This window comes from Pelagimonas sp., from assembly GCF_058892305.1.
Genome location: NZ_JBZXVN010000017.1, coordinates 171,669 through 189,943, shown reverse-complemented (window position 1 = coordinate 189,943; position 18,275 = coordinate 171,669). Strand labels below are relative to the sequence as shown.

The following is an 18,275-nucleotide window of genomic DNA, read 5'->3' as shown; positions in this document are numbered from 1 at the left end:
AGGAGTCCGTTATGGGAAAGCAGTTTGAGACACTCAACGAAGATCACATCCGCTTTATCGCGGATCAAAAGATCTTCTTTGTCGGCTCTGCCGCCCCAACCGGCAAGGTCAACATTTCCCCAAAAGGCGGTGACAGCCTGCGGGTGAAAGGGCCCAATCGGATCATATGGCGAAATCTGACTGGATCGGGCAATGAAACCGCCGGGCATCTGCCGCTTGAAAACCGCATGACGTTGATGTGGTGCGGGTTTGAGACACGGCCCATTATCTTACGCTGTTACGGCTCGGCAACGGTGTTTCATGCGCGAGACGTCGAGTTTGATGCACTAAATGCCGAGTTCAAAGAAGATGTCGGGGCCCGCCAAATCTTTGATATGACCATAGACATGGTACAATCCTCTTGCGGATATGCTGTTCCCTTCTTTGACTACCAAGGTGATCGAACGGTTCTTGAAGGCTGGTCCGAAGGTAAGGGCCGGGATGGGATTGACGCCTATTGGACAGATCGCAACACCAAAACGCTTGACGGCTTTCCAACCTATGTGACCAAAAATGACACCTGAGGACGCCCTGACCGCGCTGCGCGATGCATCTGAACCGGGTCGAGCCGAAGGAAGCGCCGCCTATCACAAGGCCAAGCGTGACTATCTCGGCACGCCAAACCCGGCGATCAACGAGCTTACCAAAGGGTGGCGCCAAACCCTTGATCTCGAGACCCGCGTGGCCCTAGCCCGCGACCTTTGGGACACAAACATTCACGAGGCCCGCATTGCGGCGGCTAAGCTTTTGACCCAAGCGCGCATTCGCCCCGATGACGCGGTTTGGTCCTTGATCCAATCCTGGGTTCCGCAATTTGACGCCTGGGCCATCGCCGATCATGCCTGTTCTGCTGGCGCAAAACGACTTGTTACTGACCCGTCGCGTTTGGATGCGGTTGAGGCTTGGACAGTCTCCGAACATATGTGGACCCGCCGCGCAGCGCTTGTGATCACCCTCCCTTGGACCAAGCAAAACTTCCCGACGCCCGACGACCTCGACATCCGGGATCGGGTTCTCGGCTGGGCCGGTGACTATGTGCAGGATCGTGATTGGTTCATTCAAAAGGCTGTGGCTTGGTGGGTCCGCGACCTATCAAAACATGACGCGGATCGCAGCCGGGCGTTTTTGGATTTGCACGGTGACAAAATGAAGGCCTTTGCCCGCAAAGAGGCCGGTAAGTATCTAAAATAGCCTATTGCGCACCCAAAAGGGCCGCCAAATCAAAGAGATGCTCTTCAAATTCGAGGCATATGATTATTTCAAGTGTCTCTGGATCATAAAAGGCATTGGCCTCGTTACAGGCCTCGACCTTGACGGTAATCGGCTTTGAAAACCGCAACTCTTCGTTCAACGCCGCCACTTCCGGCGCTATGATTTGCGCCGTCAGTGTGGTGTCATTGCCCGAAAAAATCATTGCATGGCCCGATGTTCGCTCCGCCATGTCATCCAAGACCGCGCCCCAACTGTCATAGGCCTGCGAGAATTCTTCGTAGCAGTAATCGGCCCGCTCTTGCGGCAAGTCCATATCGGCGGCAAAGGCTTCGCGCGCTTCGGGATCAGCACCATAAAACAGACACACCGTGTTGTAGAAACGTTGCTCATCTGGCCCGTGGACATCCCACCACGCCACATCGCTTTGATGCTCGTCACGCAGGGCCGCTTCGCCCAAGAAGCCATCGGCAACGTCATAAGCAATGCTTTGCGCCGCCTCATCTTCGTAAAGCGCATCGACCAATAGGATTGAAAACACATCTGCGGCATCTTCTTCCTGACCAAAAACTGGCAAGGCCTCTGTGTCGATCAAGGCGTGGCCAAGTTCATGGTAGAAAATGCCGAGGATATTGGCTTCGACAAAGGCCTCTTCGGCTTCGCCAGCGGCCAAAGGCGATGCGAGGCCAGCAATCACCGCAGCCAAAAGTAATCTATTCACCGGTAAACACCTCGATCATTGGGAGGTCTGTCAACGGCGCTTCGATCAGGCGCATGGCGGCCAGTGAAATTCGGCTTCCGGCCGTGTCAGGCCCGTCGATCGGGATCAAATCAACCTGGGCCGATTTGCCGGATCCGGGAAAGTACACACGACCGGTTTTGGGCGATGAGACAAGCGGCGTTTCAAGCCAAAACCCCGGCTTGGTCGGATCGCCAAGGCTGGCCACGGTATCGCCAAGTCGCTGTTCCCCGCCGGTCTGCACAGGCGCAGCGGCGGCGGCTTGCCGTTCTGCCGGGGTTGTGGTGTCAAACTGTTCAACTGTTCGCGCCGATGTCGCGGGTTTGCGGGCCGGCGATGTTGTCGCCGAAAGATCAAGGTCGCCTGGACGCGCCCGAGGCCGCACAGGTTGGCCGACAATCTCTCCCGCGGGCGCTTCTGGCCGAGTGCCTTCGGACGGTTTTTGAGCAAAAGGCATTTTGGCGCACGCGGCGGTGACCAATACAAGACAGATTAGAACACAGACTCTCATGACAACACTCTACGACCTTGGTCCGACGGATACAATTCGCCGCGCACACTTGCTCAAATCCTTGCCGAGCGCTATCTGTTTTTCATGAGCCAGCCGCTAATAGACCCGTTTCACCGTCCCATTTCATACCTGCGCGTATCGGTCACCGACCGATGTGACTTTAGATGCGTCTATTGCATGTCTGAAAACATGAGCTTTTTACCGAAAAAAGAGCTTTTGACGTTGGAAGAGTTGGATCGGATGTGTTCGACTTTTGTAAAGCTCGGCGTTGAAAAGCTTCGGATAACAGGCGGAGAACCGCTTGTGCGTCGTGACATCATGACGTTTTTTCAGCGCATGTCGCGGCATTTGGACAGTGGTGCGCTTAAGGAATTAACCCTGACAACCAACGGATCGCAGCTTGGCAAATACGCTCAAGCGCTTTTTGATGCCGGGGTGCGGCGCGTAAACGTGTCTTTGGATACGCTCGATGAAACCAAATTCGCCGACATCACTCGATGGGGTCGTCTCAAACAGGTGATGGAGGGCATCGACGCAGCGCAAAAGGCCGGTCTACGCGTCAAAATCAACGCGGTGGCGTTGAAAGGGTTCAACGAAGACGAGCTTTTGACCATCACCGAATGGTGCGCCGAACGCGACATGGATCTAACTTGGATCGAAGTCATGCCGATGGGCGATATCGGCAATGAAGACCGCTTGGATCAATATTGGAAGTTGGACGATTTGCGCGACCGCCTCCGCGAAACGTATACAGTGACCGATCTGCCCGATAGCACCGGTGGCCCGGCACGCTATGTTCGTCTTGAGGAAACAGGCCAGCGGATTGGGTTTATCACCCCGCTGACGCATAATTTCTGTGAAAGCTGTAACCGCGTGCGTTTGACCTGCACTGGCGAGTTGTTCATGTGTCTCGGCCAAGAAGACAACGCCGACCTGCGGGGGGCGTTGCGCAATCATCCAGATACCGAAGAACCACTGGAAGAAGCCATCCGCTCGGCGATCCTACTCAAACCCAAAGGCCATGATTTCGACTATTCCCGCCAGATCGTAGATGGGAAAATGTCGCGCCATATGAGCCATACCGGCGGCTAGTTCTCAAGGTTAAGTGAAATAGGGGCAGCCCCTTCTAGAGCCAATCGGCTCTATTCGCCCCTGGGATACCTGGGGAAAGAAGAAACCTTTGGTTAACTTAGGGGCAGGACTCATAGCCAGTAAATGACAAAAGCGGCCTGAGCCAAGGCAGGATGGAAGACCTTTGGGCATCTGACGTATCGAGTGGCGACCCGTCTCAAGTCTTTCAATCTACCAAACATGATCGCAATCCGATTTCGGTGAATGTTGTACCTTGCTGGTTTCTTGCGTTGCTTTTGACCAAGGATGCAGGCGCGTGTCCCTTTGTCTTTTACTGCTTCTCTGTAAAATTCGGCATCGTATCCTCGGTCTCCGATCAGCCAACAGACATCCGACAAACTGCTCAGCACTGCCCGCGCACCGATGTAGTCGCTGACCTGACCGGCGGTCACGAACTGGTAGAGGCGCGGCCCTTGCTCAGACCAATCAGGCGTCCGCGCCGCCCTTCTCCCCCCCAAACTGGTCGCTGTTTTATGGGCCTTCAGATAGGTGGCGTCGATCATCAACGCGTGGTTGTCCATAAGGCTTCGGAAAGAAAGGGTACAGGCGCGCCCTCTGGACGTCGCTCCGCCCCAATTGATTAGACATGTTCACCATTCGCTCTTGAACCGTGCATCGCGGCGCAAGCGGAAAATCAATGGGTCCTGTGACCCTAAGGTCAGACGATCGAACTGAGAGACAAGCGGGGACGCCGATGGCTTTGCAAGGAAAAACCCTTGGAAGGCCCAGATCGCATCACGCCCGCTGCGTTTGAAGCGTGCTAGGCGTTTTCAGTTGACCGCCAATGGTTCTTCTTTCCAAGACTATCCCCGCCTCTAGTTATCACTGGGACGGGCGATTTGCCCCCCGCCAACAGCCGCCGCAACCCGCGTCGTGGATGGGCAGGATGTGGACATGCCACGCGCGACGCGCACCGCAAGAAATCCAAAAGCCTGCGCCTCGAGCATGTCACCGTCTAATCCTACGGCTTCGACCGGTTCGACCGGGCAATCCAAACCGACCTCTAGCATTTTCATCATCACCGGGTTTTTGCGCCCTCCCCCGGTGACCAACACACGCGTCGGGGGGCTGGGGCAATGCTCCATTCCGACCATCACCGCCGTTGCGGCCATGGCGGTCATAGTGGCCGCAGCATCAGCATCATTCAACTCTCGCACCAAATCTAGCATCAGTGAAAAATCATCTCGATCCAAGGATTTGGGTGGCATTTTTCGAAAGAACGCTTCTTCTAAAAACAACTCCAAAGCGCCATCTTCGACGATACCTTTTGCGGCCAGTTTCCCATCACGGTCACACTCAAGACCTAAGCGTTCAGCAACCAGATCGTTGATCGGCGCATTGGCGGGGCCTGTATCAAAGGCCAACAACGCGCCCTCCTCTTCCGGTTTGGATTTGCTTGGATCAACCCAAGTCAAATTGCCGACACCGCCGAGGTTCAAGAAAACCACCGGGTCGCGCGCATTAATCCATTTGGCGCAGGCAAAGTGAAAAAACGGGGCCAGCGGTGCCCCCTCGCCGCCCATCGCCACATCGGCAGAGCGGAAATCCCATACGACCGGCACGCCCAAAGCGTCGGCCAAGGCATTGCCATCGCCCAATTGATGGGTTCCGCGGCCATGCGGATCATGGGCCAAGGTTTGACCGTGAAAGCCCACCAGCTCAGCCCCATCGAAAGCTCGCAGAATCTGCGTATGAACGCGTTGCACGACCGCAAGCGCGGCCTTGGTATCGTCCCCCTGCCACCGACCCAGGGACGCCCGCAAAACCGATCGGTCATCGTCGCTATAGGCCAGGTAATCGGACGGACCAAACGACAAAATCCGTTCGCCATCGGTTTCGATCAGCGCCGCATCGACCCCATCAAGCGAGGTTCCAGACATCGCCCCCAGTGCTTTCACCGGTTTTGCCCCCAACATACTCTTTCCCTCTGCTCAAACCTTACTTATAGCTTTGCGCGATATACTAAGAGGCGGACACATGACCTACCATCCCAAATCGGACTTCATGCGCGTGATGATCGAGCGCGGCTTTCTGGCCGACTGCACCGACTATCAGGCGCTCGACGACGCTTTGCTCGAAGGGGTTGTGCCCGCCTATATCGGCTTTGATGCGACGGCCAAGTCGTTGCATGTTGGTTCGCTGATCCAAATCATGATGCTGCGCTGGTTGCAAAAAACCGGGCACAAGCCGATCACCTTGATGGGTGGCGGCACCACCAAAGTGGGCGATCCGTCCTTTCGGGCCGACGAGCGGCCTTTGCTGACACCCGCACAGATTGATGCCAACATTGACGGTATCAAACAGGTGTTTGCGAAGTACATCAGCTATGATGACTCCGAAAACGGAGCATTGATGCGCAACAACGCCGAATGGCTAGATGGTTTGAACTATCTGGACTTTCTGCGTGACATCGGCCGCCACTTTAGCGTCAACCGCATGTTGTCCTTTGAGTCGGTGAAATCTCGGTTAGATCGCGAACAATCTCTGTCGTTCCTTGAATTCAACTACATGATTTTGCAGGCTTATGACTTCCTTGAGCTCAATCGTCGTTATGGCTGTTTGCTTCAGATGGGCGGTTCTGACCAATGGGGTAATATCGTCAACGGGATCGACCTGACCCGCCGCGTGTTGGACAGCGAAATCTACGGGCTGACGTCACCTTTGCTGACCACGTCGGATGGCAAAAAGATGGGCAAATCGTTGAATGGCGCGGTTTGGCTCAATGGCGACATGTGCCCGCCTTATGAGTTTTGGCAGTTCTGGCGCAACACCACCGATGCCGATGTTGGCCGCTTCCTTAAGCTTTATACCGAGCTGCCGATCGAGGAATGCGAGCGTTTGGGCGCTTTGGAGGGGTCGGACATCAACGACGCCAAAATCGTTTTGGCCAATGAGGTCACAACCTTGTGCCACGGTGCCGAAGCCGCCGCCGCCGCAGAAGCGACCGCACGCGAAGTCTTTGAAAAGGGCGGCGTGGGCGACGATCTTCCGACGCTGGAACTTAGCGCGCAGGAGATTGGCGACGGAATTTCCATTGTTCAATTGATTGTCAAATCCGGTCTGGCGAAATCCGGCAAAGAGGCCAAGCGTCTGATTGCCGAAAACGGGGCCAAGATGGACGACGCCCCGCTTGAGCAAGCCGGACTTGTCTTGGACGCAGCCGCCTTGGCCACGCCGATCAAACTGAGCGCTGGTAAAAAGCGTCACGCATTGGTCAAGCTCGCCGAATAACGGCTAAAAGGCGAATTGCACCACCGCAATCGCCAGGAACGGCAAAGAAAGCAGCGTTGCCAATAACAGCGCTGCGGCCGCCGTGGGGCGCGGTCTGGATTGATCAAGGGCCATGCTTGTCACCGGTTTCGACGGGTTTGGGCGTAGAGAATCAGGTTTCATGCCCGCTATTAACCATCCCTAAACTTTCTATGGCGTTAATTTGCGTCATGTCTGCGTTACGATTACCTCTGCCCCAATCCCCCGAATACGCCCGCGCCTTTGAGGCGATGGGGCGACCAATCCGGCTTTGCAAGCGCGAGGCGCGCGGTGATCTTCGGTTGTTGTGGCAAATTCAATCCCGCAAATTCGGCCCCTTGGGTCGGGTTGATATGGTGTCACGCGGCCCGGTTGCCGCCTCAGATGACGATCGCGCCAGTTGGCTAGAACGCTGGCAACACTGGCATGATGGTCGCCCGCTCATCCTGAATGCCGATGGAATGGCCGCTACGGATTTACGGCGCGCCGGGTTTTGGCCTTTGATGACCCCGGCAACCTTGGCGATGTTGCCGATTGACGCCCCCGACCACATGCGGGCGCGCATGGCGCAGAAATGGCGCAACCGTTTGAACCGCGCCGAAGCCAACAAAATCAAAGTGACGCAGCACAATTTGAACCGTGACCATTGGCTCTTGAAGGCCGAGTTAGAGCAAGCCCGCGCCAAAGGGTATCGCGGCCTGCCCCCGGCGTTTTCCGCCGCCTATAGCAATGCCAACCCCGGCAAGGCCGTTGTCTTTGAGGCCCGGCACCGTGGTGAACCAATCGCAGCGGCCCTCGTTTTGCGCCACGGATCCATGGCCACCTGGCAGATTGGACATTCCACACCGCAAGGGCGCAAACTCAACGCCATGAACTTGGTGTTGTGGACGATGATGACGCGCCTGTCAGAGCTCAATCATGACATGTTGGATTTAGGCATTCTAAACCGCGACGACGCGCCCGGATTGGTGCATTTCAAACTCGGCACTGGCGCTATGCCGCATAAGCTTGGTGGCACATGGCTCCATCAGGGGACCTTGGCCCCCATTGCACGGCGTTTACCGCTAAGGCTCGTCGCCTGATCCCTGTCACTTGCCACGCATCCATTCGCCATTGGGCCAAAAGGCGTGGAAGGCAAAAGCAAACATCACATCATGAGGCAGGTCACGCCCCTGCCTGTCTTTGACCCGAACCGAGCCAACATCACGCCCTTTGGCGATTACACCATGATCAAGGGCCGAGGCCTGTCCGGTTTGCCACGACAAGGTGACACCGGCCTCTGACACCTTGCCTTCGCTCGCCAAGCGGTCCATCGGCCAAGCCCGATCACCAACGCGCACCACCCGCATCAACGGCGGGATGCCATGAGGTGGCATTTCACCCGAATACAGGAACGGGCGATGCGACCGGTCATAGCCCTGATACGGATTGCGGCCATAGGCCCGATTCCATGCAGGTTCGCCCATGACCAAGCCCTCTGGATGGCGCGCCTTGTATTGATCCCAGCTCTCCATCCAGCTTGGCAGTTGTTTCAACTCGACCCCGGTCATCTCGCCGACAATCCCGGTGCCAATCGCCTGTTGCCACCAGCTCTCGGTTTCGCGGTCATACATCACCATGTCGGAGTTGCGCAGCTTGCCCGACACGCCAAAGGTTAACACCCGCCCCTGAACCCGACGATCAAATGTCAGGCCGGAATTGCACAAGGGGCAAAAGGTCACCGCCACCGGCACCCCACCAATCTGATCATTCACAATCTCATGCCACGTCAAATAACGGATCGGATAGGCGCGCGGGCGCTGGCCATCGATCTCAACGGTGATCACCGGCTCTGTGCCCCAAATCGAGGTCTCTTTATCGGCTGTAAAAAACTGAGGATCACTGAGCGCCGGAATGCCATCTTTGGGCGGACCGCCGGACATGATTTCAACCCAGTTTGGCACTGTGGTATTGTCAAAATCGGTATTGGGCCACTCATTCTTCCAAAACTTTGGGTCAGCATTGGCCGTGGTAGTCAAAAAACAAATCATAAGGGCAGCAATAAAACGCATGACGGGTCCTCCTTTGGGGATCATGCCACCGCAAACCCAACCTGCCCAGAGCCCATACGAAGTTGTGACCCGCTGTCAAATCACCGCAACGGGGTCTGGGGGTTTGCCCCCAGGGCCTTTACGGCCTGAGTAAAAACCAAAAAGAGCGCGCCATTTGGCGCGCCCCTCAAGCGAAACCCTGCGAACAGGATCAATCGGTAACAGTGACCTTTTCCATACGGTCCGGCTCACCAATCACGGACCCATTACGGCCCTCGCCACGTTTGATCGCGTCCAACACATCCAAGCCAGAAGTCACTTTGCCCACAACGGTATATTGACCGTCAAGGAAAGTGCCCGGCGCAAACATGATGAAGAACTGCGAATTGGCGCTGTTTGGGTCTTGTGAGCGGGCCATGCCGACCACACCGCGTTCAAAGCTGATATCCGAAAATTCTGCTTTGAGATCAGGGAGGTCAGACCCGCCCATCCCGGCCATACGCATGTCGCCACCCGGTACGCCGAATTTGACATCGCCGGTCTGCGCCATAAAGCCTTCGATCACGCGGTGAAACACCACGCCATCGTATTTGCCGTCCGCAGCAAGAGACGTGATCTGGATGACGTGACCGGGGGCCACATCTTCGAGAAGGTCGATTTCGATCACGCCATTGGCTTCGCCAGCAACTTCGATCTTCAGACCGCTGGCATAGGCTGGTGCGCCCAGCAATGCCAAAACAAAGGCAAGCTTACGCATCTGCGGCCACCTTGACGCTGATCATCTTGTCGGGGTTCGCAGGTGGCTCACCTTTTACGATGGCGTCCACATGCTCCATGCCCGATGTGACCTGACCGTAAACGGTGTATTGACCGTTCAGGAAATCGTTGTCTTTGAAGTTGATGAAGAACTGCGAGTTGGCCGAGTTCGGGTTGGCCGAACGCGCCGCGCCCAAGGATCCACGCGCATGGGGGATCTTGGAAAATTCGGCTGGCACATCCGGAAGCTCGGACCCACCGGTGCCACAGCGGCGCGGTTGGTAGTCGTCGCTATCCATGTTGCCATGGGCCACGTCGCCGGTCTGGGCCATGAACCCATCAATCACGCGGTGGAACGCAACACCGTCATAAGCACCAGAGCGCGCAAGCTCTTTCATACGCTCAACGTGTTTTGGGGCCACATCGGGCAGCAATTCGATGGTGACGGTTCCGCCTTTAAGCTCCATCAGGATGGTGTTTTCCGGATCCTTGATCTCAGCCATGTCTCTCTCCGTAAAAAAGTCTGCCTCTGACCTAGCCCGCTTGCGCGACAATGCCAAGCAGACGTTGACCTCTGCGCCGGAAAGGGGCAGACAAACGCCAATTGGTTTGGGAGCAATATCATGGCCTGGAAAACCCTCGACGACATGGATCTGGCGGGTAAGCGCGTATTGACGCGCGTGGATATCAACGTGCCTGTCGAAGACGGCAAAGTCACCGACACAACCCGTATCGAACGGATTGCAGCCACGGTTCAGGATATTCTTGATCGCGGTGGCAAGCCGGTTTTGCTGGCGCATTTTGGTCGCCCCAAGGGCGAGCGCAACATGGATATGAGCCTTCAACCGCTTATTCCGGCGCTAGAAGCCGTCATTGGTGCCCCGGTGGTCTTTGCGGCGGATTGCGTTGGTCCGGCGGCGGCAACGGTTGTTGATGCGTTGCAAGACGGTCAGGTTGCCTTGCTTGAAAACACCCGCTTTCATGCAGGAGAGACCAAAAATGATGCAGATTTGGCCGATGAGATGGCCAAACTTGGCGATGTCTATTGCAATGACGCCTTTTCGGCCGCCCACCGCGCCCATGCCTCAACCGAAGGTCTGGCCCGCTTGTTGCCCGCCTGTGCCGGTCGCTTGATGCAGGCAGAGTTGTCAGCACTCGAAAGCGCGCTTGGCACGCCGGAACGTCCCGTCTTGGCGGTTGTGGGTGGTGCAAAAGTGTCAACCAAACTGGAATTGCTCGGCAATCTGGTGGCCAAGGTTGATATGCTGGTGATTGGTGGTGGCATGGCCAACACGTTCCTCGCCGCCCAAGGCATTGATGTTGGCAAGTCACTTTGCGAACATGAAATGGCCGACACCGCGCGCGACATTCTAACCAAAGCCAAGGATGCAGGATGCGAAATCATCCTACCCGTTGACGTTGTTGTTGCCCGCGAGTTCAAAGAAGGTGCGGCCAATGAGGTAGTCGCCAACACCGCCTGCCCCGCCGATGCAATGATATTGGACGCTGGCCCCGAAGCGGTCAAAGCGGTTCACGCCGCCATTGAAAAGGCCAAGACCTTGATCTGGAACGGTCCTTTGGGTGCCTTTGAAATTGCCCCCTTTGACACCGCAACCAATGCCGCCGCGAAATTTGCGGCTGAACGCAGCGAAGCAGGCAAGCTGATCTCGGTCGCTGGTGGTGGTGACACTGTTGCCGCGCTCAACAAGGCGGATGCGGCGGTTGATTTCTCTTATATTTCAACGGCGGGTGGCGCTTTCCTTGAATGGATGGAAGGAAAGGAATTGCCCGGAGTTGCGGCGCTCAGCTAAGCAACCACCGACACAGTTCAAACCGCCGCTCTCACCCGAGGGCGGCGTTTTTCTTTACCCAACCCTACCAGTTTCTAAGCTGTTCGATCGCCTCGGGCGAGGTAAAGGCCGTAGCATGCCCTGCCCCATCGCCGCCTTCAACATCACTGAGATCAATCACGCTGATGGGGAGACCATCAAGGCTTTCTGCTGATGGAATTGAGCCCAGACGATTGGGTTTTCCCGTCAGGAAAGCGGCTAAACCCAAGGCCTTATCCCGTTGGGAAACCATCAGTGTAAACGGTTTTGGCAAGGGATTTATGCGCCGTGCTTGTTGCTTGAACACGTCTTCATCAATATCGGGGCTTATCAAAACAACGGCCTCAAGCTGCTCTATCCCCTGTTTGTTTCCCGAAATTGACATCTGCCTTAAGGTTTCCATAACCAACTGGCTACCCATGGAATGTGCAATCAAATAGACGCGGCGTTTGCGGTTGGCCAAAAGGGTCAAAAGCTCCTCAAGCCCATCGCGAGAAAACATCACGCTATCGCGGTCATAGGCATAGCCTTGCGCACTCCCGGCGGAGGGCCACGAGAATGCAATCACCGGCAAGCGCGCCTGATAATCATGTGCCACCTGCGCCAACCGGTAAACGGCCTCGGCATTGTTCACATTAAATCCATGCACAAAAAGAAACACATCTTGGTGGTTTTCTTGGCGGTTCAGATCCGCCAAAAATTGATTTTCACCATTATAAAGCGCTTGATTTTGAACAACAAAATGCTTTTCCGGATCTGGCGTGGCATAACCCGGCCATTCGATACGCCCAAGTTGATGCGTGGCAGGAATCGAGATGTCCATTCGCGCAAACCGAACTTCGGAGTTACGAATGTCGCCGAACTCCTGACTAAACAGTCCCTGAGTCGAAACTTCGGTCTTGCGCCGGTTGGTGGCGACGAAAATCGGTTGCACCACGGCCTTCTCTTGCGTCACCTGGCCGTCATCAAAATCAAAGGTTCCGCGCGGCGTACAACCGACAAGCGAGACCGAAACAAGTATAAAAGCAAGAACCCGGATCAAAACGCTTTTCCGCCCATTCGCAAGATTTAACACAGTCGCAGCAAGGTTTGGCAGGAATGCAACGGTTTTCAAACTGATTCGCACCGCTCGAAATCACTCTCTTTTCCCCTTGCGTGGCTTATGCCACAACCAAAGCACGCATCCAGTCAAGAGATGTGATTTAGGGCAGTTCTGAATGACCATCCGCACCGCGCGCCCCTCGTTTGGCGTTCTGATCTTTTTTGCAGTGACGCTGAGCTTGTCAGCTTACTTCACCTTTGCCGCTGTACAGGGTGATTTTGGGCTGTTTCGTCGAGCGGAAATCACGGTCGAGGGTGAAAAGCTTGAGCGTGAAGTCGAAGAGCTGCGCGCCGAAGTTGCCCGGATGGAAAACCTCACCTTGCGGCTTTCGGATGAGTTCCTTGACCTTGATCTCCTCGATCAACAAGCGCGTGATGTCTTGGGTCTTGTTAGGAGCGACGAGATCGTCGTTAATTAACCCTCGGTCAATATCTGTCATGGGCCTTGGTTCATGTCACAGTCATCGCGACATTTTCCAACTTCCTCATGTTATTATGTGCAATCTGAGCCATTCCGCCGCGCATTATTATTGCGCGGCCACTTTACGTGCAGGCCTTGCCACGCTACGGTCACGGCAACCTGAACCTAAACTGGTTTAACGTTAAACATTCTATTGGGGAGGAGACGGCCATGGCCGCGCGCAAAACAACTGCCAAGCCCAATGTGTCCGCTGATGAGCTCTTGGCTTATTACAAGGACATGCTGCTGATCCGTCGGTTCGAAGAAAAGGCCGGTCAGCTATATGGCATGGGGCTGATTGGTGGGTTCTGTCACCTCTACATCGGGCAAGAGGCCGTTGTTGTCGGGCTTGAGGCCGCTGCCGAAGAGGGTGATAAACGCATCACATCCTACCGCGACCATGGTCATATGCTGGCCTGTGGCATGGAACCCGGCGGCGTTATGGCCGAATTGACCGGGCGTATTGGCGGGTTGTCCAAGGGTAAGGGCGGCTCGATGCACATGTTCTCCAAGGAAAAGCATTTCTACGGTGGCCACGGTATTGTTGGTGCACAGGTTCCGCTTGGCGCAGGTCTCGCCTTTGCCGATAAATACAAAGACAACGGCCGCGTGACCTTCACCTATTTCGGCGATGGGGCCGCCAATCAGGGGCAGGTTTATGAAGCCTTCAACATGGCCGCGCTTTGGGACCTTCCGGTGATTTTTGTCATTGAAAACAACCAATACGCCATGGGAACGGCGCAAAAACGTTCCACGTCGACCCCGGAATTATATACCCGAGGCGAAGCCTTTGGCATCAAAGGCGAGGTTGTCGACGGCATGGATGTGCTGGCGGTTAAGGCGGCTGGTGAAAAGGCCGTCAAACACTGTCGCGCCGGCAAAGGCCCCTATATTCTTGAGATCAAAACCTATCGCTATCGCGGTCATTCCATGTCGGATCCGGCCAAATACCGCACCCGCGAAGAGGTCCAGAAAATGCGTGAAGAGCGCGACCCGATTGATCATGTGCGCGACCTGTTGTTGACCGGCAAACATGCCACCGAGGACGATCTGAAAGCGATCGACAAGGATATCAAAGCGGTGGTCAGCGCCTCTGCCGATTTTGCCCGCGAAAGCCCGGAACCGCCGCTCGAAGAGCTGTGGACCGACATCTACGCCGAGGTTTGATATGCCGCATTTTGAGATACATGCAGCCGATGTCGATGCGGCCAAAGAATTTTATGCGGGCCTGTTTGGTTGGACCTTCAGTGCAATGCCCGGCGGTGAAGAGGTTGGTTATCACCTGATTGAAGGCTCTGACATTGGTATGGACAAGGGCGTGACTGGTGGCGTGATGGCTCGTATGGGCGCAACCCCAGACCCCGGCAGCCCGGTGCGCGGTGGAACGATGACGTTCGAGGTCGCCGATTGCGATGATCGCTACCATTGGGCGCTTGCCAATGGCGGGGCCGAAGCCCTACCGCCGACCGACTTCCCCGGCATTGGCCGCTGCGCCTATGTCGAAGATGGCCAAGGAAATATTGTTGGCATGATCACCCAAGCTGCAGGAGACACAGTCTAATGGCTACCGAAATTCTGATGCCCGCCCTGTCTCCGACCATGGAAGAAGGCACTCTGGCCAAATGGTTGGTCAAAGAAGGTGATGCAGTCCAATCCGGCGACATCATGGCCGAGATCGAAACCGACAAGGCGACGATGGAATTCGAAGCGGTCGATGAAGGGGTGATTGGCAAGATTCTGATCGCCGAGGGCACTGCCGACGTTAAGGTTAACACCGCCATCGCCATTCTGGTCGAAGAGGGTGAGGATGTTCCGGCGGCCTCTGCGTCAACCGCGCCTGCTCGCCAACCGGCCGCCGCAGTTGCGGAGGCGGCCCCTGCCGGGGGTTCTTTGGCGAATTCTGGCAACACCGCCCCCGTTGCCCCCGTCAAGGCGACACCACCTTGGCCCGAGGGCACAAAAACCAAGAAGCAAACCGTCCGCGAAGCGCTGCGCGATGCCATGGCCGAAGAAATGCGCGGCGATGGCGATGTGTTTTTGATGGGCGAAGAGGTCGGCGAATACCAAGGGGCCTATAAGATCAGCCAAGGCTTATTGGATGAATTTGGCTCCAAACGGGTGATCGACACGCCAATCACCGAACATGGATTTGCCGGTATTGGTGTCGGCGCGGCCTTTGGTGGGTTGCGCCCCATTGTTGAATTCATGACCTTCAACTTCGCCATGCAAGCCATTGACCAGATTATCAATTCCGCCGCAAAGACGCTCTATATGTCCGGTGGTCAAATGGGGTGTCCCATCGTGTTTCGCGGTCCAAACGGTGCCGCCGCCCGCGTTGGTGCCCAACATTCGCAAGACTACGCCGCCTGGTATGCGCATATCCCCGGTCTCAAGGTTGTGATGCCCTACTCGGCGTCCGACGCCAAAGGCCTGCTGAAATCCGCCATCCGTGATCCAAACCCGGTGATCTTCCTCGAAAACGAAATCCTCTATGGACGCAGTTTCGATGTTCCCGAAATCGACGATTATACTGTGCCCTTTGGCAAGGCGCGCGTGTGGCGCGAAGGGACGGACGTGACCTTGGTAAGCTTTGGGATCGGCATGGCCCACACACTCGAAGCCGCCGACAAACTGGCCGAGCAAGGTATTAGCGCCGAAGTCATTGACCTGCGCACCCTGCGCCCTCTCGATACCGATACCGTGATCGCCAGCGTCCAGAAAACCAATCGCTGCGTTACCGTCGAAGAGGGTTTTCCGGTTGGATCAATCGGCAATCATATCTCTGCTGTGCTGATGGAGCAGGCCTTTGACTACCTCGACGCTCCGGTGATCAATTGCACCGGCAAAGACGTTCCGATGCCCTATGCGGCCAATCTAGAGAAGCATGCGTTGATTACCGCTGACGAAGTCGTCGACGCCGTCAAACAAGTCACCTACCGTTAACCTTCATCTCGCCCGCTAAACTCCGGGGAGCGCGAGGGGATGGCCCCTCGCTTCCGCCCCAAATCAGGAGCCGCCCATGCCCATTGAAATCCTCATGCCCGCCCTGTCCCCCACCATGGAAGAGGGCACCTTGGCCAAATGGCTGGTCAAAGAAGGTGACAGCGTGCAATCCGGTGATGTGATCGCCGAAATCGAAACCGACAAAGCGACAATGGAATTCGAAGCGGTCGACGAAGGGGTGATTGGCAGAATCCTTGTGGCCGACGGCAGCGCCGAAATCGCGGTTAACACGCCGATTGCGGTTCTGCTCGAAGAGGGTGAAACCGCCGCCGACATGAGCGCAGCCGCGCCACAAGCGCCGGCAGAGGCATCGCCTCCTGCCGCGGCTGTGGAGGCGGCTCCCTTAGGGAGCTCCGACCAAGCCGCCGCCCCTGCCCCGCAACACGCAAGCGACCGCGTCTTTGCCTCGCCTTTGGCCCGTAGGATCGCCGCGCAAAAGGGCTTGGATCTCACTCAAATCGCCGGGACCGGCCCACGGGGTCGTATCGTCAAAGCCGATGTAGAAGCGGCCACCGCCTCCCCGGTTGCGACTGCCCCAGCCCCTCAAGCTGCAACAGCTTACGCGTCTCCGGCACCAGCGGCAAAACCTGCATTGTCCTCAGGTCCATCCAGCGATGCAGTCAGCCGCATGTATGAAACCCGTGAGGTTACCGAAATCCCCTTGGATGGGATGCGCAAGACCATCGCGGCGCGTCTCACCGAAGCCAAACAAAGCATTCCGCATTTCTATCTGCGTCGGGACATCAAGCTGGATGCGTTGCTGGCATTCCGCAGCCAACTCAACAAGCAACTGGCGGCGCGCGACGTCAAACTCAGCGTCAATGATTTCATCATCAAAGCCTGCGCCAACGCCTTACAACAGGTGCCCGCTGCCAATGCAGTTTGGGCGGGTGACAAAATCCTGCAACTCACCCCATCGGACGTCGCGGTTGCCGTCGCTATCGAGGGTGGCTTGTTCACCCCGGTCCTGCAAGATGCCGATCAAAAATCGCTCTCGGCCCTCTCCGCCGAGATGAAAGACCTTGCCGCGCGTGCTCGCGATCGCAAACTGGCTCCGCATGAATACCAAGGCGGCAGTTTCGCGATTTCCAACCTTGGCATGATGGGCATTGAAAACTTTGACGCAGTTATCAATCCGCCCCATGGGGCCATTCTTGCGGTTGGTGCCGGTGTCAAAAAGCCGGTGGTCAACGAAGATGGGGCTTTGGCCGTCGCGACTGTGATGTCGGTCACTCTAAGCGTCGATCACCGGGTGATTGACGGGGCGCTCGGGGCCGAGCTGCTGCAAGCCATTGTCGACAATCTCGAAAATCCGATGATGATGTTGGCTTAACATCTTAGAATATGAAAAAGGCCGATCACATCTGACCGGCCTTTTTCAATTCAATTTCTAGCTGTCTAGCCTTTGTCGTGAAGCAATTGATCCATTTCGACCGATGGCTGATCACAGCCTGCCTTGCCGACAATCCGCGCCGGGACACCAGCAACGGTTGTGCAAGGCGGCACTTCCTCTAACACAACCGATCCCGCCGCCACGCGCGAACAATGACCGACATGGATATTGCCCAAAACCTTGGCCCCGGCACCAATCAAGACGCCGTTGCCGATCTTTGGATGGCGATCTTCTTCTTCCTTACCGGTCCCGCCCAATGTCACCGAATGCAACATCGACACGTTGTCACCCACAACAGCGGTTTCACCAATCACAATCGAATGCGCATGGTCGATCATAATACCCCGGCCAATTGTGGCCGCCGGGTGAATGTCGATCCCAAAGACTTCGGAACAGCGCATTTGGAAAAAGTAAGACAGGTCCTTGCGCCCTTCTTTCCAAAGCCAATTGGCGATGCGATGGGCTTGAATGGCTTGGAACCCTTTGAAAAATAACAAGGGTTGTAAGAACCGATGACAGGCCGGATCGCGTTCGAACGTTGCCGTTATATCGGCGCGCGCCGCCATGGCAAGGTCGGGTTCCGAACTATAGGCCTCGTCACAAATCTCGCGTACGATCTGCTCAGACATCTCGCCATTGGCAAGCTTGAGCGACACACGGTAGCTGAGCGCCCGCTCCAATGTTGGATGGTGCAAAACCGAATAGTGGATTAATCCACCTAGCAGTGGCTCTTCGGCCACCGCTTCTTCGGCTTCTCGCATGATCCGGGCCCAGACCGGATCAATTTCCGCCAGTTTTGCGCGTCTCTCTGCCATCAGTGATCTC

20 protein-coding genes and 1 pseudogene are annotated in these 18,275 nt (G+C 56.2%); 11 read left to right on the top strand and 10 right to left on the bottom strand.

Annotated elements, in window-relative coordinates:
• Positions 1-11 precede the first annotated feature (11 nt).
• Positions 12-563: a pyridoxamine 5'-phosphate oxidase family protein gene (locus tag AC5EFR_RS07460; RefSeq protein WP_299932709.1), complete on the top strand. Its 552-nt coding sequence runs from the start codon at positions 12-14 to the stop codon at positions 561-563.
• Positions 553-1,230 (top strand): DNA alkylation repair protein, encoded by a 678-nt coding sequence (locus AC5EFR_RS07455; protein WP_493575233.1) that lies wholly within the window; start codon positions 553-555, stop codon positions 1,228-1,230. The genes AC5EFR_RS07460 and AC5EFR_RS07455 overlap by 11 nt, the downstream gene beginning before the upstream one ends.
• A gap of 1 nt (position 1,231) precedes the next feature.
• On the opposite strand, the gene AC5EFR_RS07450 is transcribed toward AC5EFR_RS07455, so the two are convergent.
• Positions 1,232-1,969: a DUF4344 domain-containing metallopeptidase gene (locus tag AC5EFR_RS07450; protein ID WP_493575232.1), complete on the bottom strand. Its 738-nt coding sequence runs from the start codon at positions 1,967-1,969 to the stop codon at positions 1,232-1,234.
• The gene (locus tag AC5EFR_RS07445) at positions 1,962-2,444 is read right to left on the bottom strand and encodes a hypothetical protein (RefSeq protein ID WP_493575231.1); all 483 of its coding nucleotides are present in this window, start codon (positions 2,442-2,444) and stop codon (positions 1,962-1,964) included. Before AC5EFR_RS07445 ends, AC5EFR_RS07450 begins: the two co-directional genes overlap by 8 nt.
• Positions 2,445-2,582: 138 nt before the next feature.
• Between AC5EFR_RS07445 and moaA the strand changes: the two genes are divergently transcribed.
• Positions 2,583-3,590: a GTP 3',8-cyclase MoaA gene (gene moaA, locus AC5EFR_RS07440; protein WP_493575230.1), complete on the top strand. Its 1,008-nt coding sequence runs from the start codon at positions 2,583-2,585 to the stop codon at positions 3,588-3,590.
• A gap of 110 nt (positions 3,591-3,700) precedes the next feature.
• Here moaA and AC5EFR_RS07435 read toward each other — a convergent pair.
• Together AC5EFR_RS07435 and AC5EFR_RS07430 are read right to left on the bottom strand one after the other, a co-directional pair.
• Positions 3,701-4,147, bottom strand: a pseudogene (locus AC5EFR_RS07435) (transposase); the annotation flags it as partial.
• A gap of 297 nt (positions 4,148-4,444) precedes the next feature.
• Entirely contained in the window at positions 4,445-5,545 is a 1,101-nt protein-coding gene (locus AC5EFR_RS07430) for an anhydro-N-acetylmuramic acid kinase (RefSeq protein ID WP_493575229.1), read from the bottom strand.
• A gap of 61 nt (positions 5,546-5,606) precedes the next feature.
• Here AC5EFR_RS07430 and tyrS point away from each other — a divergent pair, with 61 nt between their 5' ends.
• Positions 5,607-6,860: a tyrosine--tRNA ligase gene (tyrS, locus tag AC5EFR_RS07425; RefSeq protein ID WP_493575228.1), complete on the top strand. Its 1,254-nt coding sequence runs from the start codon at positions 5,607-5,609 to the stop codon at positions 6,858-6,860.
• A gap of 3 nt (positions 6,861-6,863) precedes the next feature.
• Here the strand turns inward: tyrS and AC5EFR_RS07420 are convergent, their stop codons facing one another.
• Entirely contained in the window at positions 6,864-7,022 is a 159-nt protein-coding gene (locus AC5EFR_RS07420) for a hypothetical protein (protein ID WP_493575227.1), read from the bottom strand.
• Between the two features lie 47 nt (positions 7,023-7,069).
• On the opposite strand from AC5EFR_RS07420, the gene AC5EFR_RS07415 reads away from it, so the two are divergent.
• Positions 7,070-7,960 (top strand): GNAT family N-acetyltransferase, encoded by an 891-nt coding sequence (locus AC5EFR_RS07415; RefSeq protein ID WP_493575226.1) that lies wholly within the window; start codon positions 7,070-7,072, stop codon positions 7,958-7,960.
• A 6-nt stretch (positions 7,961-7,966) separates the two neighbouring features.
• Here AC5EFR_RS07415 and AC5EFR_RS07410 read toward each other — a convergent pair whose 3' ends face one another.
• The 3 genes from AC5EFR_RS07410 to AC5EFR_RS07400 form a co-directional block, all read right to left on the bottom strand.
• The gene (locus tag AC5EFR_RS07410) at positions 7,967-8,929 is read right to left on the bottom strand and encodes a DUF3179 domain-containing protein (RefSeq protein WP_493575225.1); all 963 of its coding nucleotides are present in this window, start codon (positions 8,927-8,929) and stop codon (positions 7,967-7,969) included.
• Positions 8,930-9,119: 190 nt separating this feature from the next.
• Positions 9,120-9,665, bottom strand: coding sequence for a peptidylprolyl isomerase (locus AC5EFR_RS07405; RefSeq protein ID WP_493575224.1), 546 nt, complete (start codon positions 9,663-9,665; stop codon positions 9,120-9,122).
• Complete coding sequence (locus tag AC5EFR_RS07400; RefSeq protein WP_299927506.1) at positions 9,658-10,167, bottom strand: peptidylprolyl isomerase; 510 nt, start codon at positions 10,165-10,167, stop codon at positions 9,658-9,660. The genes AC5EFR_RS07405 and AC5EFR_RS07400 overlap by 8 nt, the downstream gene beginning before the upstream one ends.
• Before the next feature lie 120 nt (positions 10,168-10,287).
• Here AC5EFR_RS07400 and AC5EFR_RS07395 point away from each other — a divergent pair, with 120 nt between their 5' ends.
• Positions 10,288-11,475 carry a phosphoglycerate kinase gene (locus AC5EFR_RS07395; RefSeq protein ID WP_493575223.1) on the top strand — a complete coding sequence of 396 codons (1,188 nt, stop codon included), beginning with the start codon at positions 10,288-10,290 and terminating at the stop codon, positions 11,473-11,475.
• Positions 11,476-11,539: 64 nt separating this feature from the next.
• Here the strand turns inward: AC5EFR_RS07395 and AC5EFR_RS07390 are convergent, their stop codons facing one another.
• Complete coding sequence (locus AC5EFR_RS07390; RefSeq protein WP_493575222.1) at positions 11,540-12,427, bottom strand: alpha/beta hydrolase; 888 nt, start codon at positions 12,425-12,427, stop codon at positions 11,540-11,542.
• A gap of 283 nt (positions 12,428-12,710) precedes the next feature.
• Between AC5EFR_RS07390 and AC5EFR_RS07385 the strand changes: the two genes are divergently transcribed.
• The 5 genes from AC5EFR_RS07385 to AC5EFR_RS07365 all read left to right on the top strand — a co-directional run bounded on the left by AC5EFR_RS07385 (position 12,711) and on the right by AC5EFR_RS07365 (position 17,390).
• Positions 12,711-13,013 carry an FtsB family cell division protein gene (locus AC5EFR_RS07385; protein WP_299927514.1) on the top strand — a complete coding sequence of 101 codons (303 nt, stop codon included), beginning with the start codon at positions 12,711-12,713 and terminating at the stop codon, positions 13,011-13,013.
• A 212-nt stretch (positions 13,014-13,225) separates the two neighbouring features.
• Positions 13,226-14,221 (top strand): pyruvate dehydrogenase (acetyl-transferring) E1 component subunit alpha, encoded by a 996-nt coding sequence (pdhA, locus tag AC5EFR_RS07380; protein ID WP_299927517.1) that lies wholly within the window; start codon positions 13,226-13,228, stop codon positions 14,219-14,221.
• Between the two features lies 1 nt (position 14,222).
• Positions 14,223-14,615 (top strand): VOC family protein, encoded by a 393-nt coding sequence (locus AC5EFR_RS07375; protein WP_493575221.1) that lies wholly within the window; start codon positions 14,223-14,225, stop codon positions 14,613-14,615.
• Entirely contained in the window at positions 14,615-15,997 is a 1,383-nt protein-coding gene (locus AC5EFR_RS07370) for a pyruvate dehydrogenase complex E1 component subunit beta (RefSeq protein ID WP_493575220.1), read from the top strand. Before AC5EFR_RS07375 ends, AC5EFR_RS07370 begins: the two co-directional genes overlap by 1 nt.
• A 76-nt stretch (positions 15,998-16,073) precedes the next feature.
• Complete coding sequence (locus AC5EFR_RS07365; RefSeq protein WP_493575219.1) at positions 16,074-17,390, top strand: pyruvate dehydrogenase complex dihydrolipoamide acetyltransferase; 1,317 nt, start codon at positions 16,074-16,076, stop codon at positions 17,388-17,390.
• 65 nt (positions 17,391-17,455) lie between these two features.
• Here AC5EFR_RS07365 and cysE read toward each other — a convergent pair whose 3' ends face one another.
• Positions 17,456-18,265 carry a serine O-acetyltransferase gene (gene cysE, locus AC5EFR_RS07360; RefSeq protein WP_493575218.1) on the bottom strand — a complete coding sequence of 270 codons (810 nt, stop codon included), beginning with the start codon at positions 18,263-18,265 and terminating at the stop codon, positions 17,456-17,458.
• Between the last annotated feature and the right edge of the window lie 10 nt (positions 18,266-18,275).